Genomic DNA, 11260 nt, shown 5'->3' on the forward strand with positions numbered 1-11260 from the left:
AGGTACCTTGAGTGGCACGGTATAGGATTTTGCGCCGTTTGCTCGACGGACCATAAGTCTACGCCCGCCCAGTCCAACGCGCCTCTTCTACCGTTCGGAAAGGGCGACGGCGGGAGCCGACGACGGCGGGCAGCGGCGGTAGGTAATGGACGGAGAACCGCCGTGCTCACCACCGCCGTCCTCACCAGCGCCGATCTCACCTCACCAACATCGCGGTCATCGCCGCAGCAGCTCCGAGGGCGCGTGGCCGTACCGTTGGCGGAATGCCCGGCTGAAATGGGCTGAGTCTGAGAATCCCCAGGCAAGGGAGAGGTCCGTCAACGTGCCTTCATGTTTTCCGCTCAGCAAGGCCTCGCGTATCCGGTCCAGGCGTTGCTGCCACACCCAGCCCATCACCGTCTCGCCGTCCGCCGCGAAGGCACGGTGGATGCTGCTCGGAGATAAGTGGAGCTGATCTGCGATGGACTTGATGCTCAACGACTCGTAGCGCAGGTTCTCCAGGATATGGTTTTGCACCAGCTTGCGTCGGGAGAACCGGTCGGCGTCCGGGATAGTTCCGGCAAGGCCACCCAAGCCGGCGACAATCAGATGCTCCACGCCCTGAGACACGGACAAGGCAACTTCTGGGGCCAACACATCTATTTCGCTCGCCAGGAACTTCACCGTACTCACGAGCAGCCGGGCAGCACCCGGATCGGGATTGACTCCGAGGGCTGTGAGTCTCTCGGCTTCTGGCAGGTGCCGTTCCAGGGCGGTTCTCGGAAGCCGGATCACGAGTTGCTCGAAGTTGTCGGTCAGCTGGAGCGAATACGGCCTGGTGGTGTCGTAGAGCGCAAACGCACCGTTCTCGATGGCGGCCGAACGACCGCCCTGGGTTACCAGGCATGAGCCCTTGGTCTGGACGCCCACCAAATAATAGTTGTCCGAGGAAGCCGCGATCCCCGCCGGTGTGCGGTGAACAGATTGAGCCGAGGCACGCACCCGGGCTAAATCCAGCGACGCCAGAGACTGGACGGCCAGTTCGCCGTCGATTGATTCGTGGCCGCCGCTGGACCTGCATTCGAGGTCGACGAAAGTATCAGAAACGGTTTCAGTCCAAAACGAAACACGATTCCGGGCAGACACTCCCGCTGTGCTAACAACCTTGGCCATGCCTAATGATACCGGCGCAGTTACGCCAACCGGAGGGCGTCATTCCAAGGAAACGCCAGCACTCGAAAGGTGACACTCACAGTCAATCGTCCTGCGATTTCTGATCAAGACTCCGGGGAAGCACGGCCCTAGTGTGGAGCACACATCCACATTTGTGATCCCCATCACGCACGATAGGAGTAGGCCATGAATCACCCCCAGTTCAAAGCAGCAGCCGTCCAGGCAGCACCTGTATTCCTGGATCTGGACAAGACCATCGACAAATCCATCGCCCTGATAGCGGAGGCCGCAAGGAACGGCGCGGAGCTGATCGCCTTCCCCGAAACCTGGCTCCCGGGCTACCCGTGGTACGCCTGGCTCGACGCCCCTGCTATGTGGCTGCCGCAGTTCACCCAGCGCTATTTCGATAATTCCCTTGAGTACGGCACCCCTCAAGCCGAGCGGATCTCGAAGGCGGCCAAGGAAAACAACATCATGGTCAGCATGGGCCTTAGCGAAAGAAGCGGCGGTAGCCTGTACATCGCCCAGTGGTTCATTGACAGTGACGGGGAGACGATCTCGCAGCGACGCAAGCTCAAGCCGACCCACGTCGAACGCACCATTTTCGGGGAAGGCGACGGCGGCGACCTTGGCGTCTGGGACACAAGGCTGGGGCGCCTCGGCGGACTCTGCTGCTGGGAGCACCTGCAGCCGCTATCCAAGTACTCCCTGTACGCCCAGAACGAGCAGGTCCACGTTGCCGCCTGGCCGAGCTTTTCCCTCTATGAAGGTGGGGCGTACGCCCTCGGCCCTGAGGTCAACACATCGGCCTCGCGGATCTACGCTGTGGAAGGCCAGTGTTTCGTCGTTGCTCCGTGCGCCACCGTGTCCCAGGAGATGGTGGACGAAATGTGCACCACGGACCTGCAGAAGGCGCTCCTCAAGACCGGTGGCGGGTACGCCCGCATCTTCGGCCCGGATGGCCAGCAGCTCCACGAGTCCCTCCCAACAGGCGAGGAAGGTCTTGTCTTTGGTGAGATCGATCTAGGCCTGATATCAGTCGCAAAGGCTGTTGCCGATCCCGCCGGCCACTACTCACGTCCCGATGTCACGCAACTGGTTCTCAACAGGTCACCTCGACGTGCCGTCGTCGACACGGCTCCTCAGACGGAGTCCGCGCAACCGGACACCAGGCAAGAGACCACGCCCGTTTCAGAGCCCCGCGACGTCGTGGAGCCGGCCCTGCCCGCAATGGCGGAACTCTAAATGCCCCTCGACAGGGATGCGGAGGAACCGGTTAGGGAGTCTTCGATCCCGTTACACCTCACCGTCGAGAGGACACGGGGCAAAGGAGTGGGCGATGAGTACACACCGCCGTACCCGTCCTACTCGGTGCGGTTCGCGGAAGGGGTCAGCAGTCTTGTCTGTGCCTTCTTCGGCGTCCAAAGCCAGCAGCCGCTGTCTACGGAGGCAAAGGAAGCTTCCGCGGGAATGTGGGAGCTGTGCGGGCAGGAAGATGGGCCGGTATCCCGTGAGTACGCCGTTCACACAGACGAACGAGGTTTCGACAACAAAGTCATCATCGCCTACTGGGACGACGTCAATACCTATGGGCGTTGGTTCGGTAAGCACCGCGATGAACTGATAGGCGTCGGGTTGGAGATGGAGCACCATGGCCGCTGGATCGAAGCCGTCACTCCGGAAGCCAGCGGGTTTGAGACCCTGTACTCTTCCAACACGTTCCCGGAAGGGGCCGCCCGGGTGGCCACCGGAGGGTACAGCGGGGAAATCCAGGAACACGGGTACTGGGGAAGCATGCGTGACAGGCTCCCGATATCGCAGACTGAGGCCCTCGATCCAAGCGGCACACCGTTCGTCGTAGAGAGCTCCGTTCCCGGGAACCCAAAGACCTCTGGGAACCCCAAAATCGTCCGGGTCGAACCCCACGACAACCTGGCGATCATCCGCTCAGGCCAAGACTGGAGCCTCTGCGAGCCGGCGGAGCGGGCTTCCTATTTCGGCGACGTGGAGCCGCAACTGAAAGCAGGAATGGACTTCCTGATGTCCGACGGCGCTTCGATCGGCTGCTTTGCGAACAGGTACATGACCAGCAGCGACGGCGACGGTAAACTCCTCGAGCAGAGCTTCGGATTGAGCTTCTGGCACAGCCTGGCGGACATGGAGAGGTGGGCGGAGTCGCACCCTACCCACGTGGCCATCTTCAGGGCGGCCATGAAATTCCTCCAGGCAAATGCTGGTGCCAAACTCCGCCTCAGCCATGAAGTGGCGGTGGTCTCCCGCGACCAGCAGTACTACGAATACAACAATTGCCACTCCACAACAGGCATGCTCGGCGCCGGCAGGACGGTAGCAGTCAATACGGCGTGACCTGGACAGGCAGGCAGACCGCACAGGCGAGATGGACGACGGCGGGACCTCCCGCCGTCGTCGTCCGCGTCACCGCGGTGACTACATCATTGAGACCTCAACGATCGTCGCCCCCAGGCCACATCGCCGGACGCAGCTCGATGGTCTCCCCTGGGCCGGAGAAGCGGGAGGCGAGCTCCTCGGCCCGCTCGCGGGTGGCGACGTCGATCATAAAGAACCCGGCGAACTGCTCCTTGGACTCCGCGTACGGCCCGTCGGTAGCGATTGCCTTGCCCGACTGCCATCGGTACAGTCTCGACGTCGCCGGGTCGGCCAGCGCCTCGCCGCCAATCAGTTCCCCCTTGGCCTCCATCTCCGCAAGCAGCGCGTCGAAGTCGTTGTTCATCTGCTCGCGCTGTTCCTTCGGCAGAGCCAGGTTTTCGGCGACATAGTCACCGGTGGGATGTCCCCACGGCTGGGGGTTGGAGTGGATGAGAATGACAAACTTCATGAGTCTGACCCTTTCTGCGACGTGGCCGTATGGCCCTGACACATGGAGGTCGAGGCCGCGGCGGTGAGATCGACATTCCTGAGCCTACTTTCTGCCGCGAGCCTACTTTGTGACGAGAGCAGCTAGCTGCTGGACTCTGCTGCTTCCGCCACTCCTGAGGCCGCCCAGCTCGCAAGGAGTTTGATTCGCTCTTCGTGGGTTGTTCCCGGCTCGGCGGTGTAGACGCTCAGACGGTGCACAGCCTGCGGGAAGATTGGCAGGGTCAGGGGCTGGTAAGTCAGCTCCAGGTCGCCCACCACGGGGTGTCGCAGCCGCTTGATTCCCTCATGGCGGAACCGGATGTCGTGGGAGGCCCACAGCGTACGGAACTCCGGGCTGAGCGTGGACAATTCGCCCACGAGGGCTCGCAGACCGCGATCGTTGGGGGCTCGTCCCGCTTCAGCCCGTAACAGTGCGGCTGTGGCTGCCGCGCCGGCCTCCCAGTCAACATAGAACTCCCGCGAAGCTGCTTCCAGGAAGTGGAAGCGCGCGAAGTTCGCATTGCCGTGCTCGCTGGTGGTGTCGCTGGCGAACATCGGGGCGTGAAGTGCGCGGGCCAATGAGTTGCTGGCCACCACATCGAGGCAGCCGTTCAGGAGGAACGCGGCCGACATGGTGATGGAGTCGAGCAGCCACTGGACAGGAGCCGCCACTCCAACCTCCTTGCGGCGGGAGGGGGCGCGGCGCATGGGCCGCGCGGCCCGCGCCAGCTCAAAAAGGTATTGGCACTCCTCATCGCTTAGCTGCAGTGCCCGGGAGACGGACAGGAGAACGTCGTCAGACACGCCGCTGATGTTGCCCTTCTCCAGCCGTGAATACCATTCGGGGCTCACTCCGGCGAGACCCGCTACCTCTTCACGGCGCAGTCCGGGCACGCGCCGCCTGTTGCCGGCTGGCAGGCCTACCTGCTCCGGCTGGAGCTTCGCCCGCCGGCTTGCCAGGAAGTCCCGGATATCGGCGCGGTTGTCCGTTAGGTTGTCCATGAATCCAACGATAGCCCCGGTTCAAGTCCCTTATAGGGGGGAGAGTCTGTACCCCCTATAAACGCGCCCTTCTTCGTCCGTCCGTATCGGGGTGAGATTGATGAAGAAATCAAGCACGCCGTTCTAGAAGGAGCACTATGCCTACCGCTATCGCCTACGCAGCACCGTCTGCCACCGGAGACCTGGTCCCTGCCACCATCGAACGCCGGGACGTCGGTCCTCACGACGTGCTGATCGAGATCAAGTTCGCGGGCATCTGCCATTCCGACATCCACACAGTCCGCGGCGACTGGGGACCGCAGCAGTACCCGCTGGTCCCCGGCCACGAGATCGCCGGAGTCGTCACCCAAGTGGGTGCCGAAGTCACCAAGCACGCCGTTGGCGACCGCGTCGGAGTCGGCTGCATGGTCAACTCCTGCCGGGATTGCGTTAACTGCGTAAAGGGCGAGGAGCAGTACTGCCTCAACGGGATGATCGGCACCTATGGCGCCGTTGACCGTGATGGCACCGTCACGCAGGGCGGCTACTCCAGCCACGTCGTGGTGACCGAAGACTTCGTCGTCACCATTCCCGAGGGCCTGGAGCTCGACGTCGCGGCTCCTTTGCTGTGCGCGGGCATCACCACCTACTCGCCGCTGCGTCACTGGGGCGCCGGTCCCGGCAAGAAGGTGGCCGTCGTCGGCCTCGGCGGACTCGGACACATGGCCGTCAAACTCGCTCACGCCATGGGGGCCGAGGTCTCCGTGCTCTCCCAGTCCATGAAAAAGCAGGAAGACGGCCTCCGCCTGGGTGCCGACCAGTACTTCGCCACCAGCGATGAAAACACCTTCAAGGATCTGGCCGGCACTTTCGACCTGATCATCAACACCGTCAGCGCCTCGATCGACATCAGCGCCTACCTGCAGTTACTGACCCTCGACGGCGCCCTGGTGAACGTGGGCGCCCCGGCCGAACCGCTGCCCGTAAATGCCTTTTCACTGATCAGGGGACGCCGGTCCTTCGCCGGATCCATGATCGGCGGCATCTCTGAAACCCAGGAAATGCTCAACTTCTGCGCGGAGCACGGACTCGGCTCAGAGGTCGAAGTCATCCCGGCAAGCAAAATCAATGACGCCTACGAGCGCGTCCTGGCTTCAGATGTCCGGTACCGCTTCGTTATCGACACAGCGACCCTGAGCTAGGAACCGGGCACAGGAAATCCCTGTGCCCATAGACCTGGGCCCTGAAGAGATCCATTGATGAGGGAAAGCGACTGAGGCGGGAGCTGTCATTCGTCGAAGTGGGTTATCACGTGCGTGTTGTCGGTGATAGAGGCGATAACACTGGCTGCGACATCCCGGAGTTTGACGTTGCGGGAGTTGGATGTCCTCAACAGGATCTTCAGGGCGGCATCCTGGCTGCAGCGGTTCTGCGCCATGATGGCCCCTACGGCCATGTCGATCGTTGTCCTTGATTTCATTGCCTCGGCCATGTCGTTCTTCGCATCATTCATCTGGGCGAGCCGGAGCTGTAGCCGCAGGGTCTTTGCTGTCTGCTCGGCGAAGGCTTCGGCTCCCGCAATGTCTTCGCCTGTGAACCCGTGCTGCAGGGGCGAATAGAGGTTCAATGCCGCAGTGGCTCCTCTTTCAAGGGGCAGCGGAAGCCCAAGGATGGAGCCAATACCGTGCCCGGAAACAGCCGAGATGTATTCAGGCCAGCGGTGTTCCTCCAGCACATCGGGAACGTGCATCGTGGTCATGGTCCGCAACGTTGAGAGGCAGGGGCCGTCGCCAAAGCCGTACTGCAGCTCGTCCATCGCCAGAGCCTTTGGATCGTTGCTGACAACGGTCACAGGTTTCTTGCGGCGGGCCACCGTGATACCACATAAAATTTCTTTTCCCCGCGCCGAGAGCATTGAGGCGGAGAAAGTGACGAGTTCCTGAAGGAAGTCGTGAACGTCCGCAGCGTCAAGGACCAGGTCCTGCAGGTGGGAGGCGACCGCGTTTTGCGGATCCTGGCCAAGTTCAGCAACCATGGGCGGTTCTCGATCTCCAGAGTAGGTTTTTACCTATTCCAGCCGAGGTTTGGACGGCGGCTGGAAAGAGGGCCGCTCACTGCCGAACGTGACTCCAGCGTACACCGCCAAGATTCGTTCCTTCCGGTATGCCGTCCCTTCTCAGCCGGTTGAGGCGGTGTCGTCGTGGGCGGCTCCGACAGGTTTGGATTCGGGTGAGCCCCGTTGGCGTAGATAGATCGACAGCACCACCATGGATCCGACGGCAAGGAATTCAGACTGCCAGTTTTGCAGGGTTCTGTTCCAGAATTCCGGAGAGGCAACGTATTCGCTCCAGGTAAGGGGTTCCTGGAAGTTGGCCAGCTGTTCTTCGTTGTAGGCGCTGTTCCCGGTCAAGGACTGGACCAGCCAGGACAGGACGAAAATCAGGCCCATGGTAAGGCCAAGTGAGTTCGCGAAGAGTACATGGCGCCAGCCATTGATCCGGGCCCAGGCTGGTGACTTTTCGTTGCTGTGCTCGCCAATGAGCTGGTCCTTATCCGATTCAGGGCCGGTCTGGTCCAGTTCTTTTGATTCGGGCGAGCCTTTTTGGACCAGCCAGATGGTGGCCATGATGTACAGCAGGAACTGCAGATATTCGGACTGCCAGTTCTCCGAGACATCCACCGCAAAGCTCGATGAGGTCAGGTATTGGGCGAGGCTGATCTCTTCGAGCCCGTGGGTGATCTGTTCCTCGTTGAACAGGGCATGACCGGAAAGACCTTGTCCCAGCAGGGCCAACAGGAAGATCAGCCCGAAGAAGAGGCTCAACCCGTTGTTTCTGATAGCTGTTTTCACGTTCTTCCCCTATCCGTGCGCAAGTCCGACGGCGGCCAGGTAAGCCAGCCCGCCCAGTATCAGGATCAGGTAAAGCGCAAAGCTCCAACGCATTCCTATTTACCTCCTACTTCACACTTGTACGGCGATTCTCCTTGGGGCGTGCAGCCGGCACCCGAAATTTTCCATCCTGACCCAGAGGCAACCAGGAAGACAACGTCATCCTCGAACTCGACCATGGCCTCACGCCCGAAGACCTCAGTCCGGAGCGGCTGCCCAGAACCGGCCAGTTCCACTGACTCCAGTTGCTCCTCACACTCGGTTTCCCCGCCCGCCTTCTCCAGGGCCTCCTGCCCCAGCATCGAGCACGCTTCCGATGTGTTTCCTGAGCTCACTTCCTTGTGGAATTTCTGGGCCGCGGCAGCAGCCCCCTTTCCCTCGGGTGCGCAACCCAGGAGCGACAGCAAGGTCAGAACAAGGACTCCGCCAATCGTCCCCTTGATTCGGGGTGCTCTCCTTGACCTGGGCGCCGGTAGCGTCTCGCTCACACATCCTCCTGAAAGTGCTCCTGATAGTGGCCGTAACTGTTCCTAAAGGAGAAGTACCCAAAAAAAGAGGTTTTCCTCACGACAAAGCCAATCGCCGCCGTCGGCAGTGGTCAGAGGCCTGCTGGTTTGGCGGTAAAACGGAGGGAAAAGTGGTTCAGAGTACCGGGCAGGGGGTCCCTGGGGGACAGGTGCTGGGACGATGCCAGGCTGAACTGCCTCTTTTCGATCAGGTAGGAGAGCATCGCGCTGGTGAGCATGAGGACCAGTTGCCTTCCCGGGCAATAGACCGGCCCGTCGCTGAAGGGAACTAAGGGCCAGTCTGCATCATCGGGATTTCTGGTGAGCCAAACCTCGGGAAGAAACGAGTGGGCCTGGGGGAGGTGGCGGTCATCCCGGTGGAAATACGGCGCGAAGATCAGGACGCCGCAGTCCTGAGGCATCGTTCCGTCGTCCCACACGACCTCCCGGGTGGTCTGCCGCAGGATCATGGGGGTGGTGGGCCATAGCCGCAATGACTCAAGGACGCACGCGCGAAGGTAGGGCAGGTGCTGCCTGCCTGAAGTATCATCCTGGATCTCCTGCTGGACACGGGCGGACTTCTCACCGTGAGTTACCAGCAGCGCGAGGGCTCTGAACGTAGCCATCCCGGCTGGTTCGAAGGCAAACAGCCACTGCGGAATCTGGTCCGCGGGCGCAGCCTCGGAATGCGCCTCCATACCCCTCATAATGTAGGCGAGGCTGCCTGGCTCTGCGGTTTGCAGCCTTTGCTGAACCCTGCTCAGGAATTGGTCCCGGACTTTCCTGCGCTTTGGCTTCAGGAATGCCCAGTTCGCATCTTTGCGAAGGCCGGCAAGCATATTCGTGAGCTCGTGGTCATCGCGGGCCCCATCTCCAAAGATTATGCGGCGGACCATCCTGTGCCAGGATTCGATGAAAACATCCCAGTTCAGTTCACCCCTTTCCCCAACACTGGCGAGGAGTTGATCCGCTTCCTGCCTGACGATGGGCAGTAAGGAGTCAGCAAGCCGGTGGACGTGGCTGTGGGAGTCCAGGGCCTGTTCCTGGAGAGCCCGTCTCGCGGTTCGCTCCCTTCCTCTGGATATAAGCACATTGCGTGGTTCGAAGTGGGCGAGGGCTGCCCGTTTTTCACTGCTGGCAGGAGAGAAGGGCTCCGGCGAATTGTTCAATACGTACCGCAGGTCGGTGGGCCGCAGCACCACGGCCTGGTTCCTGATAGGCAGGCGCAGGAGCAGCGGCCCGGCACGGTGCTTGTCGTCGAGTTTCTGCATCCTGCGAACGGCGCGGGAATCGAGCTGCAGGCGTTCGGCCATGGCCACCGCTCGGGGGCGGCGGATGATGGGCCCCTTGGCTACAGTCGGCACAAATACCTCAGCCAGGAAAGCCACTGTTTCAAGGACCGTAGCCCGGGGAAGTCCATTGTCAGTTCTCATTTTCCGTACCTGCCGTCCTCGCCGATGCCGGGGTTATCTGCTTCTGCCCCCGGCTGGCTGCCCAGTACGGGTGCTGACTTCAGCATAGCCATGGTGCGCAACCAGTTACGGACTTCCACCACTCATTGGTGAAGGTCCCATAGATTGCGAGCTCCAGGCGGAGGACCTGAGTTCAGCCATGGACTCCAGGACAGCCATCGACCTGGCCCGCGGCATCATTATGGGCCAAAACCCCTGCAAGGCAGAGGAGGCTTTCGAGATCCTGCAGAGGGTGTCAAGCAACCGGAAGGAAAAACTGCACGACATCGCCAGGGAAGTTGTATTAGGGGTCGCAGGAAACGCCGGGACAACGCACTTCGAGCCCTGACGAGCGGCAAGTGCCGGGCACTTAAACGAAAGCGGACGACGGCGGGAGGTCCCGTCGTCGTCCGCGTGCGTCTGTTTCTAGCGGGTGATTCCCTCGAAGATGGCGCCGTGCGGAACCTTACCGCTCAGGCTCACGGTGAAAGTGTTTGGTCCGCTGCGGGTCACGGCGATGCCGCATTTTGCAGCGGTAGCGCGCGGTGAAAGGTCTTTTACGACCGATTCGAGAGTGTGGTCAATGGCTGACCGGTCCCAGATCTTTAGCGTTACGGAGTCGGTGGTATCGAACGTCATTATTCAGTACTTCCATTCATACAGCTGACGGCCCCAAGTCGTCATTGCAGAGGCCGCATCCTCGTCGGTGAGGAATGCTGGTTTGGGTGTTTCGGGAACGGATCCCTCATTTATGGTTCACGGTGGCCAGCGGCAGTTGCAAATTATTCGTCCCGAATGTGAGCCATTCCACGATCGAAGGCTCCAGTGTGGCGGAGCCTGCCGGGTCTCCCGGACGCCCGACCTGGACCGTTCAGCTAGCCCCGCTGAGGGGCGAGCGCGTAGAACGGTGTGAACCGGCCCCTCGTTTCCGGGGAGATATCAGAGCGCACAATCGAAGCTGTCTCGAGTGCTGCAAGGTGGTATCTGACGCAGTCGCGCGAGCAGGAAATCGCGTTGCTGATATCGGATACCTTGCTGGCGCCATGCGCTTCCAGGTAGTCGATGATCTGCGATTTGATTGGCCTGCTTCGTTCAGTTTTTGTCCGGCTTTCGTGTGAAGCGACAATCGGGCGGCGAAGTTGAACATCAACAGTCATTTCCATGGCCTTTCATAGGTGCTGGAACGGTCCTCGTCGTTGAGGGCCGCTTTCTGTCTTCGGACGGAACAGGGCGCGTCCGTGTAACCCCTGCCCCCGAAGACGGGCAGGGGTGGGGTGGGGCGGTTGGGGACTACTTGCTGAGGTTTGCCAGGCGCTGCGGGCTGAGCAGTTCTTCGAGCTGCGCTTCAGTGAGCAGCCCGTGTTCAAGGACCAGCTCCGCGACACCCTTGCCCGTGGCGAGGG

General features: G+C 61.2%; 14 protein-coding genes. 4 read left to right on the plus strand and 10 right to left on the minus strand.

What is annotated here, in order from left to right:
* Positions 1-216 precede the first annotated feature (216 nt).
* Entirely contained in the window at positions 217-1152 is a 936-nt protein-coding gene (locus tag RIN13_RS19085; RefSeq protein WP_309108891.1) for a helix-turn-helix domain-containing protein, read from the minus strand.
* A 186-nt stretch (positions 1153-1338) separates the two neighbouring features.
* Here RIN13_RS19085 and RIN13_RS19090 point away from each other — a divergent pair, with 186 nt between their 5' ends.
* Both RIN13_RS19090 and RIN13_RS19095 read left to right on the plus strand, forming a co-directional pair.
* Positions 1339-2397: a carbon-nitrogen hydrolase family protein gene (locus tag RIN13_RS19090; protein WP_309108892.1), complete on the plus strand. Its 1059-nt coding sequence runs from the start codon at positions 1339-1341 to the stop codon at positions 2395-2397.
* Complete coding sequence (locus RIN13_RS19095) at positions 2398-3519, plus strand: phenylacetaldoxime dehydratase family protein (protein ID WP_309108893.1); 1122 nt, start codon at positions 2398-2400, stop codon at positions 3517-3519.
* A 97-nt stretch (positions 3520-3616) separates the two neighbouring features.
* On the opposite strand, the gene RIN13_RS19100 is transcribed toward RIN13_RS19095, so the two are convergent.
* Positions 3617-4009 carry a YciI family protein gene (locus tag RIN13_RS19100; protein WP_309108894.1) on the minus strand — a complete coding sequence of 131 codons (393 nt, stop codon included), beginning with the start codon at positions 4007-4009 and terminating at the stop codon, positions 3617-3619.
* Between the two features lie 122 nt (positions 4010-4131).
* The gene (locus tag RIN13_RS19105) at positions 4132-5031 is read right to left on the minus strand and encodes a helix-turn-helix transcriptional regulator (protein ID WP_309108895.1); all 900 of its coding nucleotides are present in this window, start codon (positions 5029-5031) and stop codon (positions 4132-4134) included.
* Positions 5032-5168: 137 nt separating this feature from the next.
* Between RIN13_RS19105 and RIN13_RS19110 the strand changes: the two genes are divergently transcribed.
* Complete coding sequence (locus RIN13_RS19110) at positions 5169-6212, plus strand: NAD(P)-dependent alcohol dehydrogenase (RefSeq protein ID WP_309108896.1); 1044 nt, start codon at positions 5169-5171, stop codon at positions 6210-6212.
* Positions 6213-6298: 86 nt separating this feature from the next.
* Here RIN13_RS19110 and RIN13_RS19115 read toward each other — a convergent pair whose 3' ends face one another.
* The 4 genes from RIN13_RS19115 to RIN13_RS19130 all read right to left on the minus strand — a co-directional run bounded on the left by RIN13_RS19115 (position 6299) and on the right by RIN13_RS19130 (position 9839).
* The gene (locus tag RIN13_RS19115; RefSeq protein WP_309108897.1) at positions 6299-7045 is read right to left on the minus strand and encodes a GAF and ANTAR domain-containing protein; all 747 of its coding nucleotides are present in this window, start codon (positions 7043-7045) and stop codon (positions 6299-6301) included.
* 141 nt (positions 7046-7186) lie between these two features.
* Positions 7187-7861 (minus strand): DUF6766 family protein, encoded by a 675-nt coding sequence (locus tag RIN13_RS19120; RefSeq protein ID WP_309108898.1) that lies wholly within the window; start codon positions 7859-7861, stop codon positions 7187-7189.
* A 95-nt stretch (positions 7862-7956) separates the two neighbouring features.
* Positions 7957-8388 (minus strand): hypothetical protein, encoded by a 432-nt coding sequence (locus RIN13_RS19125; RefSeq protein WP_309108899.1) that lies wholly within the window; start codon positions 8386-8388, stop codon positions 7957-7959.
* 110 nt (positions 8389-8498) lie between these two features.
* The gene (locus RIN13_RS19130; protein WP_309108900.1) at positions 8499-9839 is read right to left on the minus strand and encodes a cytochrome P450; all 1341 of its coding nucleotides are present in this window, start codon (positions 9837-9839) and stop codon (positions 8499-8501) included.
* A 166-nt stretch (positions 9840-10005) separates the two neighbouring features.
* Here RIN13_RS19130 and RIN13_RS19135 point away from each other — a divergent pair, with 166 nt between their 5' ends.
* Positions 10006-10206: an ANTAR domain-containing protein gene (locus tag RIN13_RS19135; RefSeq protein ID WP_309108903.1), complete on the plus strand. Its 201-nt coding sequence runs from the start codon at positions 10006-10008 to the stop codon at positions 10204-10206.
* Between the two features lie 77 nt (positions 10207-10283).
* Here the strand turns inward: RIN13_RS19135 and RIN13_RS19140 are convergent, their stop codons facing one another.
* The 3 genes from RIN13_RS19140 to RIN13_RS19150 all read right to left on the minus strand — a co-directional run.
* On the minus strand, positions 10284-10496 hold the full coding sequence (locus RIN13_RS19140) for a hypothetical protein (RefSeq protein WP_309108901.1): 213 nt from the start codon (positions 10494-10496) through the stop codon (positions 10284-10286).
* 236 nt (positions 10497-10732) lie between these two features.
* A complete protein-coding gene (locus tag RIN13_RS19145; RefSeq protein ID WP_309108902.1) occupies positions 10733-11014 on the minus strand; it encodes an ArsR family transcriptional regulator in 282 nt (93 codons plus the stop codon).
* A gap of 133 nt (positions 11015-11147) precedes the next feature.
* Positions 11148-11260 (minus strand): hypothetical protein (locus RIN13_RS19150; RefSeq protein ID WP_309108904.1); only part of this gene is annotated, 113 nt, incomplete at its 5' end.

Source organism: Arthrobacter sp., from assembly GCF_031179985.1.
GTDB lineage: Bacteria > Actinomycetota > Actinomycetes > Actinomycetales > Micrococcaceae > Arthrobacter.

What these genes read in the sequence shown, in the direction of transcription:
- RIN13_RS19085 (WP_309108891.1), bottom strand. Translation starts at nt 1,152, where the DNA reads ATGGCCAAGGTTGTTAGCACAGCGGGAGTGTCTGCCCGGAATCGTGTT.
- RIN13_RS19090 (WP_309108892.1), top strand. Translation starts at nt 1,339, where the DNA reads ATGAATCACCCCCAGTTCAAAGCAGCAGCCGTCCAGGCAGCACCTGTA.
- RIN13_RS19095 (WP_309108893.1), top strand. Translation starts at nt 2,398, where the DNA reads ATGCCCCTCGACAGGGATGCGGAGGAACCGGTTAGGGAGTCTTCGATC.
- RIN13_RS19100 (WP_309108894.1), bottom strand. Translation starts at nt 4,009, where the DNA reads ATGAAGTTTGTCATTCTCATCCACTCCAACCCCCAGCCGTGGGGACAT.
- RIN13_RS19105 (WP_309108895.1), bottom strand. Translation starts at nt 5,031, where the DNA reads ATGGACAACCTAACGGACAACCGCGCCGATATCCGGGACTTCCTGGCA.
- RIN13_RS19110 (WP_309108896.1), top strand. Translation starts at nt 5,169, where the DNA reads ATGCCTACCGCTATCGCCTACGCAGCACCGTCTGCCACCGGAGACCTG.
- RIN13_RS19115 (WP_309108897.1), bottom strand. Translation starts at nt 7,045, where the DNA reads ATGGTTGCTGAACTTGGCCAGGATCCGCAAAACGCGGTCGCCTCCCAC.
- RIN13_RS19130 (WP_309108900.1), bottom strand. Translation starts at nt 9,839, where the DNA reads ATGAGAACTGACAATGGACTTCCCCGGGCTACGGTCCTTGAAACAGTG.
- RIN13_RS19140 (WP_309108901.1), bottom strand. Translation starts at nt 10,496, where the DNA reads ATGACGTTCGATACCACCGACTCCGTAACGCTAAAGATCTGGGACCGG.
- RIN13_RS19145 (WP_309108902.1), bottom strand. Translation starts at nt 11,014, where the DNA reads ATGACTGTTGATGTTCAACTTCGCCGCCCGATTGTCGCTTCACACGAA.